The sequence below is a fragment of the Gammaproteobacteria bacterium genome (assembly GCA_021647245.1).
In the GTDB taxonomy this organism is placed as follows: domain Bacteria; phylum Pseudomonadota; class Gammaproteobacteria; order RBG-16-57-12; family RBG-16-57-12; genus JAFLJP01.
The window spans coordinates 1-22,010 of record JAKIVC010000041.1; the positions used below are offsets into that span (position 1 = coordinate 1).

General features: G+C 51.9%; 14 protein-coding genes. 11 read left to right on the forward strand and 3 right to left on the reverse strand.

Annotated features, from left to right (window positions below; genetic code table 11):
- The 8 genes from L3J94_10945 to tal all read left to right on the forward strand — a co-directional run.
- Positions 1–2,594 (forward strand): hypothetical protein (locus L3J94_10945; GenBank protein ID MCF6219247.1); only part of this gene is annotated, 2,594 nt, incomplete at its 5' end.
- A 17-nt stretch (positions 2,595–2,611) separates the two neighbouring features.
- The gene (locus tag L3J94_10950) at positions 2,612–3,925 is read left to right on the forward strand and encodes a hypothetical protein (protein MCF6219248.1); all 1,314 of its coding nucleotides are present in this window, start codon (positions 2,612–2,614) and stop codon (positions 3,923–3,925) included.
- Positions 3,922–5,001, forward strand: a complete 1,080-nt coding sequence (locus L3J94_10955) for a hypothetical protein (GenBank protein MCF6219249.1) — start codon at positions 3,922–3,924, stop codon at positions 4,999–5,001. Before L3J94_10950 ends, L3J94_10955 begins: the two co-directional genes overlap by 4 nt.
- Positions 5,001–7,181, forward strand: coding sequence for a hypothetical protein (locus L3J94_10960; protein ID MCF6219250.1), 2,181 nt, complete (start codon positions 5,001–5,003; stop codon positions 7,179–7,181). Before L3J94_10955 ends, L3J94_10960 begins: the two co-directional genes overlap by 1 nt.
- Before the next feature lie 2 nt (positions 7,182–7,183).
- Positions 7,184–9,820 (forward strand): PKD domain-containing protein, encoded by a 2,637-nt coding sequence (locus L3J94_10965; protein MCF6219251.1) that lies wholly within the window; start codon positions 7,184–7,186, stop codon positions 9,818–9,820.
- Positions 9,821–9,884: 64 nt separating this feature from the next.
- On the forward strand, positions 9,885–11,600 hold the full coding sequence (locus L3J94_10970) for a hybrid sensor histidine kinase/response regulator (protein ID MCF6219252.1): 1,716 nt from the start codon (positions 9,885–9,887) through the stop codon (positions 11,598–11,600).
- A 153-nt stretch (positions 11,601–11,753) separates the two neighbouring features.
- Positions 11,754–12,608, forward strand: a complete 855-nt coding sequence (locus tag L3J94_10975; GenBank protein ID MCF6219253.1) for an SDR family NAD(P)-dependent oxidoreductase — start codon at positions 11,754–11,756, stop codon at positions 12,606–12,608.
- 106 nt (positions 12,609–12,714) lie between these two features.
- The gene (tal, locus tag L3J94_10980) at positions 12,715–13,824 is read left to right on the forward strand and encodes a transaldolase (GenBank protein ID MCF6219254.1); all 1,110 of its coding nucleotides are present in this window, start codon (positions 12,715–12,717) and stop codon (positions 13,822–13,824) included.
- 42 nt (positions 13,825–13,866) lie between these two features.
- Here the strand turns inward: tal and arsS are convergent, their stop codons facing one another.
- The 3 genes from arsS to purL all read right to left on the reverse strand — a co-directional run bounded on the left by arsS (position 13,867) and on the right by purL (position 19,374).
- Entirely contained in the window at positions 13,867–14,835 is a 969-nt protein-coding gene (gene arsS, locus L3J94_10985; protein MCF6219255.1) for an arsenosugar biosynthesis radical SAM protein ArsS, read from the reverse strand.
- Between the two features lie 216 nt (positions 14,836–15,051).
- Positions 15,052–15,327: a DUF3579 domain-containing protein gene (locus L3J94_10990; protein ID MCF6219256.1), complete on the reverse strand. Its 276-nt coding sequence runs from the start codon at positions 15,325–15,327 to the stop codon at positions 15,052–15,054.
- Positions 15,328–15,474: 147 nt separating this feature from the next.
- Entirely contained in the window at positions 15,475–19,374 is a 3,900-nt protein-coding gene (gene purL, locus L3J94_10995; protein ID MCF6219257.1) for a phosphoribosylformylglycinamidine synthase, read from the reverse strand.
- A 242-nt stretch (positions 19,375–19,616) separates the two neighbouring features.
- Between purL and L3J94_11000 the strand changes: the two genes are divergently transcribed.
- The 3 genes from L3J94_11000 to L3J94_11010 all read left to right on the forward strand — a co-directional run bounded on the left by L3J94_11000 (position 19,617) and on the right by L3J94_11010 (position 21,708).
- A complete protein-coding gene (locus tag L3J94_11000) occupies positions 19,617–20,315 on the forward strand; it encodes a fumarylacetoacetate hydrolase family protein (protein ID MCF6219258.1) in 699 nt (232 codons plus the stop codon).
- Between the two features lie 18 nt (positions 20,316–20,333).
- Positions 20,334–21,155: a hypothetical protein gene (locus L3J94_11005; GenBank protein MCF6219259.1), complete on the forward strand. Its 822-nt coding sequence runs from the start codon at positions 20,334–20,336 to the stop codon at positions 21,153–21,155.
- Between the two features lie 247 nt (positions 21,156–21,402).
- Entirely contained in the window at positions 21,403–21,708 is a 306-nt protein-coding gene (locus L3J94_11010; GenBank protein ID MCF6219260.1) for a hypothetical protein, read from the forward strand.
- The last annotated feature ends 302 nt before the right edge of the window (positions 21,709–22,010 follow it).

The window sequence follows — 22,010 nt, forward strand, 5'->3', positions numbered from 1 at the left end:
TGATTATCAGCGGTTTACAGCTATCCAGAAAGTTACTGGAAAGCCCCCCTGTGGCTCTCTTAGTAGGCAATATTGCTCAAGACCTGCCACAGGCACAGATGGCCTACGGCTTTGTCGTCGGCTCCAGCAAAATGTTACTGCGACAACTGAGCAACAATGGTGACAAACACCTCCCGGTTGCCATTGCGCGTATGGCACAGCAGCAGCTGTTTGAAACATTGGACACCATGGGGCTAAATCCAGAGCTACAGGAGGTTGGCTTACTGCTTAGCAATTGGCAGCTGAATTTAGCAGACCAAGATAAGACTTGGGGCTTAATGACCTCAGTAGAGCGCGATCCATCGGCGTGGATCGATATTTTTCTGGGAGAGGGTGGCATTGCCATGCTTAACCACCAAATCAACCAGTCCAGCCTGTTGCAAGGCGAAAAAATACCACCTGCGCTGGCATTAACCCCCTTTATCGTGAGCAAATCGCTACTGAACAACCAGGCTATCCTGGGTCGCACTGATCAAGCGCACAAGGTACTGGCCGATTTGAGTGCCGACCTCTCCAATAGCTGGTTTTTGGCGCCAGATCACCAGGGAGCCTTTTCACCGAATAAAGACCAGCCGCTGGCCGTTCTTTTACGCAAGATTAAAACCATTGACCCCAGCGATTCAGCAAACTTAAACGCATTGAAACTGGTGGGCGATCTGGGCATCGGCGGATTAGAAATTATCTTACCCGATACTGCACTGAGCAAAGTTATGACCATCGCCTGGCGTGGTGGCAATGAGGGAGATGCCGGAGGTATTGCCGATGCGTTGGCATTGGGGCTGTCGGATGATGCGGCTGATTTCGACCAGCTGCTTACGCTTATCATCACATTACCCGCCACTGCGGGGGATATGCTGACCGCCATCTCCGAGGCCAACGAAGCTGATGCAACCGCCAAGTTGTTGCGTATTGTCTCGGCCACCACAAAAGACACGGATTTACTCGCTCCAGACCAGCCGCTAGACATCGCGCTATTCAACTCTATTCTGGTCTCACTGGGCGAGGTGCGCAAAGTGCTGGCACCGCAACTGAGTAGCGCACAGCACAATAGTGATGATGCGCTTGGTTATCTTAAAACAGTACCCTTTATCAATATGCAAGGGGGCCAACCAGTGCTCTCCAGCGATGTTGATTTCGCAGCCGATATGCAGGAGATGGTCGATTTGGCTCTCAGTTATAACCTGCAAGCGACTGCCGAGGCCGCGCAAAAAGTAACCCTGGGCGGTGTCGACATCGCCCGTCTTGGCATCAACTCTCTAGCCCCGTTACTCGATAATAGCCGCCGCTCAGAGGCAGCCGAAATCCAGCAGCGGGCGATCTTTGATGGTCTGGTGGGTGGTGATGGTTTCTCGGGGGTGAGTGGTGGCTTGCAAACCGAATGGGACCCCAATAGCACCACGGCTCGTACTGATAGCGAAGTGACGCTGGAGATGTACGGCCAGCTGATGTTTGAGCCGTTTATCGGCAAAAACGTCGGGCTGATGCAGTGGATCAGCAACGAAACCGGCTCATACCTCTTTTTTGAAGCCGTTTCGGAAGATAGTTTTATTGCCGACATGGCGGGGGGACTCTCCGGGGAGTTAAAAGCTGAATTACGCGCCGCAGAAGATCAACCACTGAGCTTGGCATATTGGGGAAAAAGTGAGCTGCAAATTCTCTCCAATACTATTGCCGGTGCTGAAGCGGCGGGCGTGCTTGAGGGCTTCCCCGACCCCTCAACCGCCACCACTGCACAGCAGTATGCTCAGCAGCTATTCGATAAGTTGAACATTGCACAGTGTGCGTCACTCACCACACAAGTTTTGCCTTTTCCACTGTCAATGCTCGCCCTCAGCGGCACCGCTACACTGGGTGGGGCGGTAGAGAAAACCCCCGGGGCAAACCTGGCCAGCACCATGCGCCTCGGGCTATCCGCCAGCTTGAAGAGCCCCGTGATCAATTCCCTACTCGGCATAACACTCGGCGGAAATATCACCACCCGCTACAGCGGAGAGTTGGTTGATGGCGGTGTCAGCTTCAGCCCGGAAAGTTGCATTGCCCCTGATATGACCTTGACCCTGTTGGGACAGGAGATCGAATTGATTGGCTCGGACATCCAAAGCCAGACCGCCATCGCACTCGCCGCTGCCGTCACCACAACCGATCTGAAATTCAATATCTCGCTGAACAGTGAAGTGGTTTCAGAGATCATGGAGAGTGGAGCCTGTGACAACCTTCTCGACCTACTTGCTCAGACGATTTGCACCCCCTTGAGAGTCCTATCTGGGGGGAACGCAAGCCTATGGCTGGCGATCCGTGGCACTGCAAGCCTAGAGCTAGAAGCGACTGCATCACTCTTTTTTGGCATCGGTGCATTTCCCGAAATTGGGGATAACCTCCCTTACATTAAAGCCAACATCGATACCACATCGGGCGACTTAACTTTTTTCCTCCCCGGTATCACTGTTGGAGATTGGGGGGGGTGGGATAACAGTCAGAGTAATTTCACCGATCTGTGCAGTGAAAATCTCTGTGAGCTCAATCGATTCCGGTCACAGCCGAGTTCTCCACAATGAATACAAGAGCCATCATCATGAATAAAATATTGTTGAGCACACTCAACGCCTCTCTGCTATGGCTGCTCTCTTCAGTCGCTGTGGCACAACCGGCTACCGAAACAACGCCCCCGATGCCCGTGGCGGTGACACAGCTGACAGCCGAGTCAAGCTTTGACAGCATCGCCGTGCGGTGGCAGTTAGCCAACCACAAAAACCTACGCCAGATCCTGCTGTATCGCAAAGCCTATCCGTTGCCGCTACAGGTGGCAAAAGGGCTAACTGACAAGAGCGAAAAAATTGATCCAGGGGTAGTGATCGCACAGCTGGATGCCGCGCAAAAACAGTACCGTGACGAAAAAGTGCAAGCCGGTGACTACTATTACTACCGGCTGGTATTAGAGGAGCATAATGGGCACAAGAGTAAGCTATCCCGACCTGCCCTCGCGGTGTTGAAAGATATCACACCGCCACAGCCGCCACAGTTGCAAGCCCTGACTGCGCTCGACACCCAGCAATTTGAGATCCGCTGGCAAGCGAGCACCTCAGCGGATGTGGTCGCTTACCGAATCTACCGTGCCACCCTAAAGGGCACACCACAGGTTATCCACATCATGAACCTGCAACAGGCTGGGGATAAGGCGTTCGGATTAACACTAAAAAACAGTGGTAATCCCCAGTTTGAGTACCGTTACTCTGTTGTGGCCGTTGACAGTGCTGGAAATCGCTCCGCCGCTTCTGCACCACAGGTTTTGCGTATGCCGGATATGATTGCGCCACAACCACCCGCCCTGCTTAATGCAGAGCAGGTGAAGCATCAAGTACTACTGAGTTGGTTGCCGGGGCGTGAGAACGACATGGGTGGTTATCGCCTCTATCGGCGTGATAACTCAGCTGGCTCACCGTTTAAGCCGCTGCATAAAGGGCTGTTGAAGCAGGCAACCTATACCGATGGCACCGCACAACCCTTGAGCGCCTACAGCTACCGAGTCGCCGCAGTAGATCGTTATGGCAATGAGAGCAAGGCCACCCGAGGCATTCTGTTTAGAACAACGGCACCCTTAAAAGCGCTTCCCGCCCCACAGGCGTTGCGCCTGCAAAGTGATGAGCAAGGCGTGGTGCGGTTGAGTTGGCAGGCGGTTCCACACACGATGGAGGCGGTCAGTTACCTCGTATTGCGCAGCCACGGGAGTGACGACCAGGTGCTCTCCGGCCTGTTGAGTTCTAACCATTATATCGACCACACAATACAACTCGGGGTAGCTTACCGCTACAAAGTGCAAGCGATTAGCGCCAGCGGCCAGCGCTCACCCGAGTCAGAAGCGGTGATGTGGCATGGAGGAAAACAATGATGCGCGGCTACTGGTTGGCGACAAGCTTGCTGCTCTGCTCGCTGGCGCAGGCCGAGTTGCTTGCACCCCCCATCACCCTCACCGTAGAGCAAAACTACACCACCAACCCGGAGCAGAGCCTGGTAAAGGTCAGTGGTCAGGTCAGCAAGCTTCCCGAGCCTGTAACGGGTGATAGTGGTTTTCAACCCTCGCTCATGCCGAGTGATTTAAGGGTCATCGGCTCCGATGCCCAATACACCCCTTCCGGATTACAGCCTGCGGCGGGGGTAAAGGTGCGCTTTTGGCAACCCGACAGCCCCGGCATATATTACATCGCCGAGACAGATGCGCAGGGTAACTACCTTATCGGTTTAGGTGAGGGGGCGTGGCTGGGAGAGGCGTGCGGATCGGGTATCGGTTTCTATCCTGCGGCGTGGCAACTCTCTATTGTGGATGAAAAGCTGGTCTCCATGCAGGCGATCACCCATAAGTCGATCCAATTAAATTCACTGCAACAGGACCTTTTTGAGCGCTACCCACAACAGACCGTGACCCTGACCGGCAGCGGTTTTGGCTGTAACGGTGCGCTACTCTTTACCTACTCCAATGCGGTAGACCATTGCGGTAACACGCAGCCGGTTGACTATGGACAGGCGGTGATCCGTGTCAGTGATTTCAGTTACCGCAGTGATACTGAATTACGCTTTCTAATGCCTAAGCTAAACCCAAGCAGCAGTGCCATGAAGCACATCGCATCAGTACATTACGAGCAGGGAGGCATCAGCAGTCAGGGGGTTGTTATCGGCGAGCGAGTATTGGCCCAGTTGCCTGCCAGCCTTTGTTCAGGGGAGGATCTAACAGAAAATAATCGGGTGATTTTTCAAGGTAATATGACGGTACCAAGCGACGGGGTAGTGGCTTGGCGTACATCACAAACAACCCGCCCCGCTCAAAACTCAGCGGGCATCAAAGAGATTACTCAAGAGATCACCCCTCAGGATATTGGAGAAGATCTCACGATCCGGGGGATGCAAGGTGTTGGGTTAGGCAGCCGTTCAACATCCGGTCTTCGACTTAACATGAAGGGGCTGCGGTGATGAAATGGCCCGGTTTATGGGTGGTGGCCGCTTGCCTGTTGGCGACATGGTCGGTGTCTGCACAACAGGTAACTCCAGTGGTTGCGGGCAGCAGTGCTCTACTTTATCAGGTTCAGGACCCACAAATTCAGGCGGCCACGCTGTTCTACCGTACCGAGGGGAGTCAGCAATTTATGCGTCAGCCACTGCACTACCAGGATGGGCAGTGGTCGATCACCTTTCGTGGCAAACAGTTGCGAGCGCCGGGTGTGGAGTATTACATCCAGTTTAAGATGAAGGATGGCTCCAGTAAAACAGAGCCCGCGCAATACCCGCGCTACAACCCGCTGCGCCTGCCTGTGGTACCCCGAGGCCAAATAGCGATCAACTTAAACAACCGTGAAATCACGCCCGATCAACCGCAGATTCTATTCCAGATCACTGGCACTATTGATGAACTGAGCCGCTTCTATATTGATGATATTGATGTGACCGATATTGTGCAGCGCGACGGTGATCAGTGGATATTGAGCAACGATTCGCAGCTCTTTTCCGGTGAGTCACGCTTGCAGGTCATCTCTGCTGAAGGCCGCGTACTCGCCACACAGCCACTGCACTTTGTTGATGCACCATCACCACAGCAAGTCATTGAACGCGAGCTGGTATTGCGCGGTAACGCGAGCTTTAGTTTGGGTGGGCAGCGGGATTCATCGCAAAACGATCAAGGTCCTCTGGCATTAAGCGGTAATCTGCATGCAGAGAGCGAGTATCAGGAAGGAGATTTCAAGTCACACTTCTCCGGTGTCAATATCAATTATCAACGGGGAGCTGATCCTGCGTTTAACCTCTCTTCCGGTTTTCTCTTTACCAATACCTACCGTAACCATACCTTGCAATTTGGTGATGTCAGTATCAGCGGCACGCCGTTGGTTTTGTCGGGTTTCTCACGTCGTGGCCTACTACTAAAGAGTGAAAATGATCGCTGGTCGGGTTCAATATTTAATGTCAGAACATCGGCTATTGAAGGTTGGGAGTCGGGGGTGTCACTCGACAATCGCCAAACCTATGGTATCTCGGGAGAGCAACAACTGGGCAAACAGGGGCACTCTTCGATTCAATGGGTGCTGGTCAGCGGTGCTTTGCAACAGCCCGAGTCAGTAGGCGTTACCACCACTGAAAAACAGCCTCATACGGGAGATACCGTGGGTGTGCTACTCAACACCCGACTGGGCGAGACGAAAATTGCAGCACAAATTGCAGCAAGTCGCTTCGATGCGGATACCCGTGATGCCGTTGCGGCACAAAAAGATAATGCCTACCAGTTGACGATGAGCCGAGACATTTACGGGCTGGCATCGTCACTGGGCCTGCACCGTTACGGTGCTGATTACGCTACGATTGCTCAGCCAAATTTCTCCAATGACCGGCAGGGGCTAGACCTCTCTTTGGACGGCCAATATCAGATGATCGGTTGGTCCAGCTCACTCGCCACCACTCAGGATAATATCGAAAAGGATCTGAGTCGTCCCATTGTCACATCCAGAAATGCGGGTTTGAATCTGGATTTCATTGTTGAAGATTGGCCCGCACTTAATACCGGTTTGAGCGTGAGTGAGCAGCGCTCCCATAATGAACCGGCCATTGATCAACGAATTAACAACCGGGGAGAAAATTTAACTGTGGGGCTATCAGACACTATCGGCTCACTCAACCTCTCCTGGAACAGTTCAATAGGACGACTCAAGAGTCGGTTGGATGCCCGTAAAGATAGCAACACCCGCAATCACGCATTAAACCTGGGCTACAGTGCCGAGGTGGTGCAGTTGAGCCTGAATATTGCTCAAAACAGCAGCCAGACTCAGGTTACCCAGTTATCAGACCTATTTAATCTCTCGGCTGATTTCCCACTCTTTGCTGAAAAAATCATGCTGAACAGTCAGTTCTCTTTTCAGCGCAATAGCGCCAGCGATGGCTCACAAAATAATAAAACCTTTGGCGGCAGTGCCCGTATCGCTTGGTCAATTCAGGATATGTTCAGCGCAGTCACCGCCTCTTGGGCAGATGCACAGTTTGCATTGAGTTGGCGTTATAACCGCCGCAGCGACCGCCTTGACCCGGCAAGTGACCTCACCGATCAGCGCCTCTTGCTGGAATTCAGCATGGGCGCGCCCGTTAACTTTGAACAGCGTTGGAAGTTTTAACTATGAAACAATTTTTATGGCAGCTTAAACGACTGGTTATGACCGCCTTTTTCATTACGCTATCAGCCTGCTCTTTTCCCGATAATGGCGAGGATGAGAGCCATGCCGATGATGGCATGGCCACTGTGCAGGTCACCATCCCCGGTCTAGTGTCGAGCACTCAAGGTTCATTCAAAGCAGCTTCATTCTCTGCGGTTCCGGAAGAGGTTACCTCGCTGCTGATTGAGGTGTTCAACTCGCAGCAGCATCTGCTGGCATCAGCCGATGTTATCAGCACCAGTGGTCGTGCCACACTGACCATTGCAGCAGGTAATAACTACACCATTCGTGGTAGCGCAAGGGCAGGAAGTGAGCTGTTGTTTCGTGGCGAGACAACCGTGGCAACCATTGCCGTTGGTAGCCGAACAGCGGTGAGCTTGACACTCAACGATCAAGTCACACTATCGGTCACCCCTCCTCAAGATATCCCTGTTGCAGCTGCGGCAGTTGATTTCAGTTTTAACCTGGCTGGCTTAGCCAACACCACCCTCAACTGGTATATCAATGGTGCGCTCGGCGGCTCAGCAACGGTGGGTTCTATCACCGCAATGGGCCGCTACACTCCCCCGGCCACACGACCGGCCAACCCCTTGATAACCGTCCGGGTCGAGCCACAGGTATCCCCCTCTTTTGCACAGACATTCACCTTTAATCTGCTGCCAGCGGCCAATATTCCACCCATTGCCAATGCGGGGGGAGATCGGGCCATCAGCAGTGGCAATACGCTCACCTTGAGCGCAGCCGATAGCCTTGATCCAGATGGTACGATTATCAGCTACCTCTGGGAGCTGGCCTCGGAAGATCTCTACCCTCAGTTGGCAAACGCCAATAGTGAGCGTGCCTTAGTAACCGCACCGCCCACTCAATATGGCGGTGTTGCCATCTACCAGCTAACCGTCACCGATAATCAAGGGGCAACAGGCCGTGATACGGTGACCATTACCATTAATGGTTTTGACCAACCGCTACAGGCCGATGCCGGTGCAGATCAGGTGGTTATTGAAAATACCCAGGTCACGCTAGACGGCTCCGGTAGCCATGACCCCGACAATATCATCAGCCACTATTTATGGGAGGAGCTCAGCAACGGTGGCCTGTTGCTTTCTGATAGTAGCGCGCAACGCCCAACCTTCACCGCACCCAGTGCCGTAAGCAGTAGTGAGTATCAATTTCGCCTAACGGTCACCAATGACCGGGGAGATCAGGCACAGGATAGCGTCACCATCACTGTCAATAACAGCCAGCCACCCGGCAAACTCTTTTTTGCCGCATCCACAAACAACTCTGACTACTACCTGTGGGTTACCGATGGCACCCCTGACGGAACACAACAGGCGGCAGCTGTGAGCGTTTTTAATAGGGATTTTTATCAATACAAAACCATCGCCGGTTCACTCTTTTTTCAAAGCCGTGACATGATCAATGGTCGTGAACTGTGGCGCTCGGATGGCACCCCTGGCGGTACGGTGATGCTCCCTTCTGCGGCCGATGCCAATTATGTTGGGCAAGGGGCTTTAGCCTCGGCTAACCCAAGCGCATTCAACGCACTGGGTGATCGGCTAATATATGCCGCCAGCACCTCTTTTGATGGCACCTTTAACTACCGGCAAATGCTCTCGCTAGATACCGGTGATAACAGCCTGATTACGGTCTTTAATGAGTCACCCGGCAGCTACTATCTAAACGATGTGGGTACCCTGAGTGGCCATAGCTACTTTTTCAGCCGAACATTCACCCCAACCAGCACCACCACACTCTATAAAACCGATGGTATTAACCCCGCCCTTGCACTGAAAACAGTGCAAGGGTACACCGACATAAAAGACTTTGTTGAGCTTAACGGTGAGCTCTACTTCTCCTCTTCTGAGAATGGCCTTTATAACCTGTGGAAAACCGATGGCAGTAGCGCCAACACCGTAAAGTTGCATGACTTCTCTGGAGGCGTTGGCTCACTCACCCCCAATGTTTCAAGCGGACAGAAAAATATGATCACTTTCAATAACAGGCTCTATTTTCTGGCTCACAACGACGGCATAAACAAAGAGCTGTGGGTAAGTGATGGCACCACGACGGGCACCACTCTGCTAAAAGAGCTGGATGCACCGGCCACCGGTTTTACAACCCCCTCCTTGCATGTGGTGAATAACCAACTGCTATTTCTGAGCGCTGGGCCTGATGCGGCCTTAGACGGTTTGTGGGTAAGTGATGGAACAACAGCGGGCACCCAACAGATTGCTAACCTGCAAGTGAGCAGCGATCTGGACTACTACGCGGGATCTGAAACCGGTATCGCACATTTTGTCGCCTCACTGGGGTTGCTCTTTTTCAGTGCCGATGATGGCGTTAACGGTAACGAGCTCTGGGTGAGTGATGGCACGGCCGCAGGCACTCGTCTGGTAAAAGATATTTACCCTGGCGCACTCCCCAGCAAACCGGCGATGTTTCAATCCGGCGAAGGGTATCTGCTTTTCATTGCAGTGGATGAGAGTGGCCGCGCCAAGTTGTGGCGAAGTGACGGAAGTGACGCGGGCACCGTCATCATAAAAGATATCGACCCCAGTGGGGTTGAGCACTTCTCTTTCTTTGTGTCTGCGGGGTAAATATAGTTAGCGCTATCGCGGCTAAAAAAATTTCACACTCATCTTTTTTCGTTATGCTGGTCGTATGGAAGAAAAAATTTTTGAGGCGCGCATTAAGCTATTGCTGCGGCAATGGCCGATCATCTGGGTAGGTAATCTGCTGGTACAGGCCATCTGCGCAATCGTTTTGTGGGAGAGCCAATCGCATCTGACCATTCTGCTGTGGTGTGGGGTCAATGTTTTGCTATTTGGCTGGCGCTTGCTCATGCGCCAACAGTTTCCGGCAGCCATTAAGGCGGGGCATCACGCAATAACCCGTTGGGCACACCAGTACGCTTTCTCCGGCTTAATTTGCGGGCTGGTTTGGGGCGCGGGTGCCTGGCTGTTTTTTGACCCTCAACATACTGAACTAACGATATTTTTGCTGGTGGTCATGATCGGTATCTGCGCGGGCAGTCTGCCGGCACTCTCCTGTTATAGTCCTGCCTATATCACCTTTACCAGCGGTGTTTTGATCCCGCTTGCGATTAAATTATGGTCGCTGGATTGGGCATATTCCCACTCACTCTCCGTACTGACGTTGATCTTTTTTGCCGTTAACATTTTCTACAGCCGCAACCTGGATCGCACCATCAGTAGCTCGATCACCGCAGACCTGGCCAACCAGAAGTTACTTAATGAAGTTGGGCGTGCCCGAGATGTCGCCGAACAGGCCAATCGCTCCAAGTCGACCTTTTTGGCCGCAGCCAGCCATGACCTGCGCCAGCCACTGCACGCCATGGGGCTGTTTATGGAGTCACTCAGTAATCAGTTAACAAAGAGCAGTCAGCATCAACTTTTTAAGCATATCCGTACCGCCCACAGCGCCATGGAGCAGATGTTTGAGGCACTGCTAGAGATCTCACGCCTTGAGACCGGGGGTATAAAACCGGTACTCACACACTTCCAGTTGCGCCCAATTATCGACGACCTGGTAACCAGCGTCTCAGAGCAGGCCCACCAAAAAGGGGTCAGTATCAAAGTACATCATTGTGATGCGGTGGTTTACACCGACTCTGTGCTGCTCGGCACCATTCTGCGCAACCTGCTGACCAATGCGGTTAAATACACTGAACAGGGCAGTATCGAAATCTCTGGCCAGATAGAGGCGGGCTGTATCCGGCTGGCGGTAAAAGATTCCGGCCTTGGCATTCCTGCCGATAAACACCAGTTGATATTCTCCGAATACCATCAGCTGGCTAACCCAGAGCGTGACCGTGAGAAGGGGCTTGGGTTAGGGCTGGCAGTGGTTAAACGAACCGCAGCACTGCTTAAATTACCGATGGATCTGGACTCTACCCTCGGTGTGGGATCAGAGTTCAGTCTGAAAATACCACTGGGTGAGCGCACGCGAATCCCCGCCGTAACAAATAATTTTCAAGAACATAACCTGAAAGGTCAGCACCTACTACTGATCGACGATGATGCCAACATTCGCAAAGGAACCAAGGGGGTGTTGAATCAGTGGGGCTGCGTCGTCACGTGCGCTGAATCTGCTCAACAAGCCTTGTTAGAGCTAAAAAAGCGGCAGCGCCCCCCTGACTTGATAATCAGTGACTACCGCCTGCAACACGGTGTAACCGGCCTTGAAGCGATTGCTACCATCCGTGAAGCAATCGATCCCGAACTGCCCGCTCTGCTGATTACCGGTGACACCGACCCGGCACTGCGTGAGCAACTGGTGAGTGCGGGCTACTACGTGCTAAGCAAGCCGATTAAACCCAGCCAGCTGAAAAATGTGGTGGCGGGCCTACTGAGTTAGGAGGTTGAGGCTGTTGTCAGTCTTGATTTAACCCCTTCTGCGATATTTCACAAGCGTGGTATGAGCACTATAGTATCTGCACCAGCCTATCCTGGGGTGTGGTATTGTGGGTGACTAACACCCGTCAAAAAATCAAAAACAAAGAACAGTGCTGTGCAAAAAAATCATGATAAAAGTATATTAATCACCGGCTGCTCCAGCGGGATCGGCCTTGTTGCCGCCCAAACACTGCACCAAAGAGGTTACAAAGTCTTCGCCAGTGTCCGCCAAAAAAAAGATATTCCGCTACTCGAAAACAGTGGAATACGCTGCTTGCACCTTGACCTTGATGACTCTGAGTCGATCAAACAGGCGTTAAAACAACTGCTACAAGAGAGCGGTGGCACGCTGTATGCGCTTTTTAGCAATGGTGCCTACGGTCAACCCGGGGCCGTTGAAGACCTCAGCCGCAACACCTTGCGACAACAATTTGAAACCAATCTGTTTGGCACCCATGAGCTCACTTGCCGCGTGGTTAAAGTCATGCGTCGTCAGGGGTATGGTCGCATTATTCAAAACAGTTCGGTGCTCGGCTTTGCGTCATTCCCCTTCAGAGGAGCCTACAACGCCAGTAAACATGCTTTGGAAGGGTTAACCGATACGCTGCGTATGGAGTTAAACGGGAGCGGGATACAGGTCTCACTCATTGAGCCTGGGCCGATTAAAAGCCAGTTTAGAAAAAATGCCCACGCCGCCTTCAGAGATAATATTGTTGTTGAGCAGAGTTATTTCAAATCCTACTACCGCTCGGTGGAGCGCCGTTTGGCCCAACATGACGATAAAGGCATGTTTACGCTCAGTGAAGAGGCGGTGGTTAAAAAACTGCTGCACGCGCTGGAGAGCAAACGGGCAAAGCCGCGCTACTACGTCACCTTTCCTACCTACCTGTTTGGCTACCTCAAGCGCTTGCTCTCCACTCGCATTTTGGATCGCATTTTACTCGCGGCCTCAAAAGGTGAAAACAGATAGATCCCCTCTCCTGCAACTAAAGTATTAATAGCCTGAGCCGATCAACAGCCCAAGTATTCAGCCTAATGCTGAACATGAAAATCACCCTCCAAGGAGCACCCTGAAAATGAGCAACAACCCTTTAGTGCAGCTGGCCGATTTTGATCAAAGCCCATGGTATGACAATATCCAGCGCTCGATGATTAAAAATGGTGAGCTCGCTCGTTTGATCGATGAGGATGGTCTGAAAGGGATGACCTCCAACCCGGCTATTTTTCAAAAAGCGATGATGAGGAGTCGTGACTATGATGAAACGCTGAAAGCGCTGTTGGCTAAAAACCCTGATCAAGATGCAAAAGCACTCTTTTACCACCTGGCAATCGAAGATATTCAGATGGCCGCAGATGCTTTCAAAGGGGTATATGAGGAGACAAAAGGGAAAGATGGTTATGTCAGTATTGAAGTCTCTCCTGATCTGGCAGCAGACACTCAAGCATCCATCGCCGAAGCGCTGGAGCTAGTAAAGCGGATCGACCGTAAAAACCTGATGATTAAAGTGCCTGCCACGCTTGAGGGGCTACCGGTCATCGAAGCGCTTACCGCTGAAGGGGTTAATGTCAATGCCACACTGCTCTTTTCTGTGGCCCGTTACCTTGCCGTCAACGATGCCTATATAAAGGGCTTAGAGAAGCGCCTTGCCGAAGGAAAGCCCGTTAATAACATCGCATCAGTCGCCAGCTTTTTTGTTAGCCGGGTAGATAGCGCTGTTGATGCTGCGCTGGAAAAAATAGCCGCAGAGACCAGCCAACTCATAAGCAAAGCGGCGGTTGCCAACGCCAAAGTGGCCTATCAAGGCTTTAAATCGTTTTACTCTTCAGCGCGTTTTGCACCGCTGAAAGCGGCAGGCGCACAACCACAACGGCTACTCTGGGCATCAACCGGCATTAAGAACCCAGCACTAAAAGAGACCTTCTATGTTGATGAGTTAATTGGTAAGCAGACGGTTACCACCATTCCGCCAGCCACCTTCGATGCTTTCCGCTCTGAAGGTATTGCCGCTGAAACACTGGAGAAAGAGCTGGACCAGGCAGAGGCTGTGTTATCACAACTGGCCGCGCTAAAAATCGACCTCACAGCCATCACTGATGAGCTGGAAGCGCAAGGTGTCAAACTGTTTGCAGATGCCTTTGAGCAACTACTCAGCGCCATTCACGATAAGAAAAAGAGTTTGGTGTAACCTTTTTAACCCCTCTAAAATAGAGGGGTTAAAACCAAAACGTCACTCTTCAGCGAGCGCACCACCACAGCTACTGCCCTGCCCTGCGGTACAAGCGTAACAGTGGTCACGCACGGTGATGGGTTCACCTTCCAGGTTGGCTTTGGTGAGCGCTGTGAGGTGCAGGGGCTTCCCAGCGCCACAACCCACCGGCAGGCCAAGCATCTGATTAAAATCACAATCATAGAGGTACCCCTGCCAGTCAATACTCAACAGAGTGCGGCACATCACCGATTCTAGGTTATCTTCACTGAATGATTTTTGTAGTAGATCCATATAGAGTTCAAATTGCCCTGTTGAGAGCAGCAGGCTGCCAAAACGTTTGACCGGTACATTGGTGATGGTGAACAGCTGGTTGAAACGGATACCATAGCGCTGCCACAACGCCTCTTTGTATGCTTGCTCCAGCGGTGCTTGCGGTGGTGGTAATACAGCCGTCTGGGGGTTGTATACCAGATTAAGCCGCAGCGACGAGCCATCGACCCCATAACCCAGCGCATTTAATTTCTGCAACCCCTGAATACTATCGGCGAAGGTGCCTTTGCCTCGCTGGGCATCCACATTCTCCTCCAGATAACAGGGCAAGGATGCGACCACTTCCACTTGCTGTTGTGCTAGAAACGCGGCCAATGACTCCTCACCTGGCGCTTGCAGTATCGTCAAATTACAGCGGTCGATCACTGTTAATCCCCGCTTTCGCGCTTCGCTCACCAGGTATCTGAAGTGGTCATTCAACTCCGGCGCGCCCCCCGTTAGATCGAGCGTTTTAAGGTTACCGCTGTCGATCAGCTTTAAGAGTTGATCAATGGTCTCACGACTCATCGCTTCGGTGCGCTTTGGCCCCGCATTAACATGGCAGTGTAAACATTGCAGGTTACAGCGATAACCGAGATTAACCTGTAGTGTTTGCAACTGGCTGCGCTGAATCGTAGGAAAAGCGCGTTGAGCCAATAACGGTAATGTTTCCAGCATGATAACCCTTAAATAACGTGTAATTTTTGATCGGGAGGAGAAGAGAAAAGCCAGCCTGCTAGAGGCCGTAAATAAAGGGGCAGGAGGGTTTATTAAGCGAAATCGTTTCGACAGGGATGTCAAAAATCATGCAACTATCACGGCCTTGGAGTGAAAATAATCGCTTTATCCGGTGCCAAGCCAAGCTGGCTGACTGGCTAAGAGCTGGTGCTATTTCTATTTCGGACTTTCTACTTGCAGATTGTTAGTAGTAGCAAAGTTGATTAGAAAAGCGTAGAGCATCGGCTCTTCACTCTCCAGTGAGGGATCAATCACCACGCAGTTGATACCATCGATCAGCGCCATTTTAACCTTGGGGTTATAAATAAGACGACCGCCACGACCTGGTTTGGATACGGCGTTGGTCAGTCGGGTCGCCCAGTCACTGGGGCGGAATTTTCCGCCCTCTTTGGTAACACCCTTTATTACAATCTTCTTTTCCTGATCGATCATTTTGTTCTTTTTACCCGCCTGTGCGATTAACGAAGTGCGCTGAAACAGCCCACTAAACTATGGAGTATACATCGTCATTCTTAAAATTATATTTACTACTTCTTTTATTTATTTATATCTTTACTAAAAGTGTGATTAGTCACACGTTTAACTGACCCATTTTCGGGCGTTACGAAACATCCGTATCCACGGCCCATCTTCGCCCCACTCGTCAGGATGCCATGAGTGCTGTGCGGCACGGAACACCCGCTCCGGGTGCGGCATCATGATGGTAAAACGACCATCTGTAGAGCTGACACCGGCGATACCCAACGGTGATCCGTTAGGATTCATGGGGTAGCTTTCGGTCGCCTGTCCGTAATTATCAACATAACGTAATCCGACAATGCCCGCTGCCATCGCCTGTTCAGCGGTGGTGCCTGCCCGGAACTGCGCTCGCCCCTCGCCATGAGCAACGGCAATGGGCATGCGAGAACCCGCCATACCTTGCAGAAAGAGTGAGTTACTTTTCACGACTTCTACCATGGTGAAGCGAGCTTCGAACTGCTCCGATTGGTTGCGTACCAAATGAGGCCACAGCTCAGCGCCATGAATCAGGGAGTGCAGATTAGAGAACATCTGACAGCCGTTGCAGACACCGAGTCCAAAGCTATCTTCGCGCATAAAGAAGGCGGCAAATTCATCACGTGCCCGGTTATTATGCAGTATTGATTTAGCCCAGCCACCACCCGCACCCAGCACATCGCCATATGAGAAGCCGCCGCAGGCCACCAGACCTTTAAACTCAGTCAGTGAAACCCGGCCTGCAATGATGTCACTCATGTGGAGATCTACCGCTGAGAAACCGGCACGGTCAAATGCGGCCGCCATCTCAATTTGCCCATTAACACCTTGCTCTCGCAGCACCGCTACGCGAGGTTTAACACCCGTGGCAATATAGGGCGCGGCGACATTGTCATCAATATCAAAACTTAGCTTAACCTGCAATCCGGGGTCATTGGCATCCAGCAGGCGGTCATACGCTTGCTCTGCACAGGCTGGGTTATCACGCAGTCGCTGCATATTGTAGCTGGTCTCAGACCAGGCACGGTACAGTGCGGTACGGCTTTCACTGAGTACCGCTTTGCCATTGTGGAAAAATTCGATGTTGTCATGATCAGCCACACTGCCAATAACCGTGCTATAGCGACCAAGACCTGCATCATGCAACACCTTCAAAACCTCATCGGTATCGGTGTGGCGAACCTGAATCACGGCTCCCAGCTCTTCATTAAACAGCGCGGCTACCGCATCATCGCCCAGATCATTCAGTAATATCTGTACACCGGTGTGACCGGCAAAGGCCATTTCGGTTACCGTGGCGAACAGCCCCCCATCAGAGCGGTCGTGATAAGCCAGTAGTTTGTTATCGCCATTCAACCTCTGAATCGCCTCAAAGAAGTGTTTCAATGACAGCCCATCGTCCAGATCGGCGGGGTGGTGCCCTATCTGCCGATAAACCTGGGTCAATGCCGTGGCACCGATGCGGTTCTTTCCCTTGCCCAGATCAATCAAAATCAGATCGCTGTCACCCTGATCAGTTCGCAGTTGAGGAGTGAGGGTGATGCGTACATCTGTTACCGGGGCAAAAGCGGATATAATCAGTGACAGTGGTGAGGTGACCGAGCAGGTTTCACCCGCCTGCTCCCACACCGTCTTCATCGACATGGAGTCTTTACCCACAGGGATGGTCAGCTCAAGCTCGGCACACAGCGCCATACCCACCGCTTTTACGGCCTCATAAAGACCCGCATCCTCACCCGGATGACCCGCTGCAGCCATCCAGTTGGCAGAGAGCTTAATGTCATTTAATTTATTGATTTTAGCGGCTGCGATATTGGTAATCGCCTCGCCGACTGCCATGCGCGCCGATGCGGCGTGGTGCAAAATGGCGGCAGGCGTTCGCTCGCCCACCGACATCGCCTCACCGCTATAGACATCATAACTGGCAGCGGTCACCGCCACATCGGCAACCGGCACTTGCCATGGACCCACCATTTGATCACGGGCAACCAAGCCGGTAATCGAGCGGTCGCCAATGGTGATCAAAAAACTTTTGTCGGCAACCGAAGGGAGGCGCAGCACACGGTAAGCAGCTTCTTTTATATTAATGTTACGGGTATCAAAGTCACGCTTCTGGAAAGGGGCGTGTTTCACATCCCGTAACATTTTGGGTGGCTTACCCAGCAGCACTTCCATGGGCATATCGATTGGCGTGTTATCGAAGTGGGCATCACCCACCATTAAATGACGCGCTTCTGTGGCCTCGCCGATTACCGCGTATGGGCAGCGCTCACGCTCGCATATGGCCTTGAACAGAGCAAGATCACCCTCATCGATTGCCAATACATAGCGCTCTTGGGACTCGTTGCACCAGATCGCCATGGGTGGCATACCCGGCTCATCATTCGGCACGGCACGCAGCTCAAAGTTTGCACCTCGGCCCGCGTCATTCACCAGCTCTGGCATCGCATTGGAGATACCACCGGCACCCACATCGTGGATCGAGATAATGGGATTGTTCGCCTCCATCTGCCAACAGCGGTCGATCACCTCCTGACAGCGGCGCTCAATCTCCGGATTAGCCCGTTGCACCGATGCAAAGTCCAAATCCTCAGACGATTCACCACTAGCGACCGATGAAGCAGCACTCCCACCCAAGCCAATAAGCATCGCCGGGCCACCCAGCACCACCAGCTGCGCACCCGCCGGAATAATCTGTTTTTTCACATGGTCATCACGAATATTACCCAGACCACCCGCCAGCATAATCGGCTTGTGATAACCGCGTATTTCATCACCCTTCGGACCCGGCACCCGCTCTTCATAAGTACGGAAATAACCACACAGGTTCGGGCGACCAAACTCATTGTTATAGGCCGCGCCACCCAGTGGGCCATCGATCATAATATCCAGCGCGCTGACAATACGCTCAGGCTTGCCAAAATCCTCTTCCCATGGCTGCTCTGCACCGGGAATACGCAAATTGGAGACACTAAAGCCAGTCATACCCGCCTTTGGCTTGGAGCCTCGACCGGTTGCACCTTCATCACGAATCTCCCCCCCCGAGCCAGTCGCCGCCCCCGAGAAAGGAGAGATGGCCGTCGGATGGTTGTGGGTCTCCACCTTCATCAGAATGTGCAGATCCTGCTCACGGTAGCGATAGGTTTTATCATCGGAATCTGGATAGAAACGCCCCGCCCAGCTACCCCGAATAACCGAGGAGTTATCGCTATAAGCAGACAACACACCCTCCGAGTACTTTTCATGGGTATTACGGATCATTCCGAACAGCGATTTATCTTTTCTTTCACCATCAATAATCCAATCCGCATTGAATATTTTATGGCGACAATGTTCAGAGTTTGCCTGGGCAAACATCATCAGCTCAATATCGTTGGGATTGCGTTTCAGCTCCTTGAAGCTCTCAACCAGATAGTCAATCTCATCTTCTGCAAGTGCTAAACCCAGCTCACGATTAGCCACAGCCAGCGCATCACGACCACCACCCAAAATATCAACCGAACTCATCGGCTGTGGCTCAGCCACCGAAAACAGTGCCTCGGCATCGGCAAACTCTTCGATCACCATCTCAGTCATGCGGTCATGGATCAGAGGCTTGATCATATCCGCCTCATCGCGGCTAAGGGCGCTGCCGTTCGCTTTAACAAAACTAAAACAGCAGCCACGTTCGATACGTTTAATGGCAACCAAACCGCAGTTATGAGCAATATCGGTGGCTTTAGTTGCCCAGGGGGAGATGGTGCCCACACGTGGAATCACCACCAGCATATGGCCCTCGCGCTCATCCTGATGTGCCTCGGGGCCATAAGTCAACACCTCACTTAAGGTCTGCCGCTCATGCTCCGTCAACGTGCGTTCAAGCGCAACAAAGTGAACAAATTCAGCCGCAACCGCTGTTATCTCGGGCAACTGAGCCTGAAGGGCAATAAGCAGCTTATTTAGGCGAAAAGTGGAAAGGGCTGGGCAACCACGTAATTGCAGCATTATCTGTCTCTTTAATATATCACTCGAAAAGGTGGGCCATTCTACGACAAAACCCCACCCTCTCTCCAGCGATAGATGGCGATAACCCGACATTAAACAACTAAATTCAAAATACAGCACCCGCCTTCAGCCAAAAATATTTTGAGTTACGCACCCCCTCACCTGCCATCATCGGGCTATAGCCTCCCTCTACTTTTCCCTCTATGATGGGCGAAATTATGAATACCGAGAGATTAACCCGCATGAACCAGTCAATCGAAAGCCAGCTTCAGCACGGCATGCAGCAACAGCTACAGCAGTGGCGTGAAGCACTCAAAAGCGGATCAGAACGAATCGGTTGGAAAGTAGGCTTTAACCGTGAAAGCGACCAACAAGCGGCGGGACTGGCCGCCCCACAAATAGGCTATCTACTCCAAGAGCGCTGCTACCCACAACAGGGCCACCATCACTGCATCGGTGACTGTACACTGCTGGTTGAAGGTGAAATCGCCATCCAACTCACAAACACCATCACCACACAGAGTACCCGTGCAGAAATTGAAGCGGCCATTGGTGGCTACGCAACCGCACTAGAGCTGGTCAATAGCGCCAAAGTACAGGCGAATGGAATAACAGCACTACTGGCCAGCAACCTGATGCATGAAGCAGTGGTCGTGGGCCAACAAACAGTCAAAATGCTGGAACTTAACTCACTGAGTGCCACTCTCACTGTCAATGGTGAGGTGGTACGCACACTGGATACCAGCCGAGTGCCCGCTACTTTTATCCCGTTACTTGAGCAAATCGCCAACACCCTGGCCTCGCACGGAGAACAGTTACAAGCCGGTGACTGGATTATAACGGGTGCGGCCACAACACCCATCGCCGTCAAACAGGGTGACCACATTCAATTTAAGCTGGGTGAATTGGACACCGTCTCCCTCACCATAAATCATGACTAATCAACACAGGTAAAAAACATGCACTTAGCCATTAACATGCGCCACTTATTGATCGCGCTCTGCACCCTTTTGATTGCCACATCACCCCTACAGGCACAAACCACTCAAGCCAGTATCGATAGCATTCTCGAAAACACCGGCATCAATAAATTGATAAATGCCTCACCCCGGCTTGCGCTAGCCGCTTTAAAACAGAGTGCTTTCGCGATCGATGAACCCAAAGTCAACTCACAACTCAGTGGTGCATTCAGCAACGCTTTCACTCCTGAGCGCATCAAACGTGATATCAGCGCCCAACTAAGTCGCAACATGGATCAACCGCTCGCGGATCGCTATCTGGACCTATTGACTGAACCACTCTGGATGAAACATGCCAAAATGGAACGCGCCAGCAGTGACCCAAAAAATGCCCAAGAGATGATGGCATATGCCGAAACACTCAACCAGCAAGCCGCACCCGCCTCACGCATGGCATTAATCGAACGCCTCGACAGCGCCAACCGCACCAGTGAATTCAGCACCCAGCTACAACTCGCTTTTTTTCGTTCGGTTTTCAGAGCCATCAATCCGGTACTTGATGCCGACATGAAAATTGATGATGAAGAGCTTGAAAAAATGCAGGATGAAGTACGAAAAACCATTGCAGGTGACATCAAAAAACATGTACAACACTCATACCTCTACGCCTTTCGCACACTGAATGATGCCGAACTAGCGGGCTATGTACAGCTCAGTGAATCGGAGACCAACCGGCAAAGCAACCAACTACTGACCCGCGCAATTATCAATAGCATTGATAAAGCCGCTCAACGCGCTGCTCGCACCATGCGTAGCCGATGAAAGAGAGGGCGAAAAAAGAGATAAAACTCAACTGATAGGAGTGGGTAGCACAGAGCATAGCCAAGTGAAACGCCCTGCACGGAACCGCATGCGAAGTATCGTGGGAGCTTCTTAGCTACCCGCTTAGCGCAACTCATCGTACCCCATATCACTCCACCGCCAAGCCCGACGATTTGGATTTATCTTAACAAAAAATGAGCCTTATTAGACGCCCGCATCTTTGCTACATTTCACATGCGCACTGCATATGCGCATACACCACAAGGAGTCAACCTCATGCCCCGGCTATATAACAAAAGTGCCGCCAAAAAAGCTATTAGCCGCAGCCCAGTTAATGGACTCTCTCAATCTCGCCGAGCGTATTGACCATCACTTTCCGCTGCCCAAAAGCAATCGCGGATATAAACCGTCTGAATTCATCAAGGCGCTCATTTTAATGCAGCATGAAGGCCGCTTCCACCTAGACCATATTCGCCACCTTCAGGAAGATGAAGCACTGCGCACTGTGCTGGATCTCAACACACTCCCCCAAGCGACCACCCTCAAAGAATAAGAGAATAAGGGGTCAAGTGCAATATTGACTGCTTATCTATCCAGACTGATAAACTAAGCTCTTGTTTTCTTCTAATCACCTCCTCATTTTCATCCCTGTACGCCTCAATCCCAAGTGAACTGCGATCAGTCTATATAGCCAAGGATAGGCTATACAACCAAAAAGTTAATATTGCATTTGGTCGAGTAGATGGGTTCCTCTAGCTTTATCAGGATCATGATGGCCATCACACGGCCGATTTCCTGCTTCTACCATTGTTACCACACCCCTCTCAGAACCGTGCTTGCGCTATTTACGCACAC

Excerpts from the sequence above, each read along its gene's own strand:
- L3J94_10950 (MCF6219248.1), top strand. The coding sequence starts at position 2,612 with ATGAATAAAATATTGTTGAGCACACTCAACGCCTCTCTGCTATGGCTG.
- L3J94_10955 (MCF6219249.1), top strand. The coding sequence starts at position 3,922 with ATGATGCGCGGCTACTGGTTGGCGACAAGCTTGCTGCTCTGCTCGCTG.
- L3J94_10960 (MCF6219250.1), top strand. The coding sequence starts at position 5,001 with ATGAAATGGCCCGGTTTATGGGTGGTGGCCGCTTGCCTGTTGGCGACA.
- L3J94_10965 (MCF6219251.1), top strand. The coding sequence starts at position 7,184 with ATGAAACAATTTTTATGGCAGCTTAAACGACTGGTTATGACCGCCTTT.
- L3J94_10970 (MCF6219252.1), top strand. The coding sequence starts at position 9,885 with ATGGAAGAAAAAATTTTTGAGGCGCGCATTAAGCTATTGCTGCGGCAA.
- tal (MCF6219254.1), top strand. The coding sequence starts at position 12,715 with ATGAGCAACAACCCTTTAGTGCAGCTGGCCGATTTTGATCAAAGCCCA.
- arsS (MCF6219255.1), bottom strand. The coding sequence starts at position 14,835 with ATGCTGGAAACATTACCGTTATTGGCTCAACGCGCTTTTCCTACGATT.
- L3J94_10990 (MCF6219256.1), bottom strand. The coding sequence starts at position 15,327 with ATGATCGATCAGGAAAAGAAGATTGTAATAAAGGGTGTTACCAAAGAG.
- purL (MCF6219257.1), bottom strand. The coding sequence starts at position 19,374 with ATGCTGCAATTACGTGGTTGCCCAGCCCTTTCCACTTTTCGCCTAAAT.
- L3J94_11000 (MCF6219258.1), top strand. The coding sequence starts at position 19,617 with ATGAACCAGTCAATCGAAAGCCAGCTTCAGCACGGCATGCAGCAACAG.
- L3J94_11005 (MCF6219259.1), top strand. The coding sequence starts at position 20,334 with ATGCACTTAGCCATTAACATGCGCCACTTATTGATCGCGCTCTGCACC.
- L3J94_11010 (MCF6219260.1), top strand. The coding sequence starts at position 21,403 with ATGCGCATACACCACAAGGAGTCAACCTCATGCCCCGGCTATATAACA.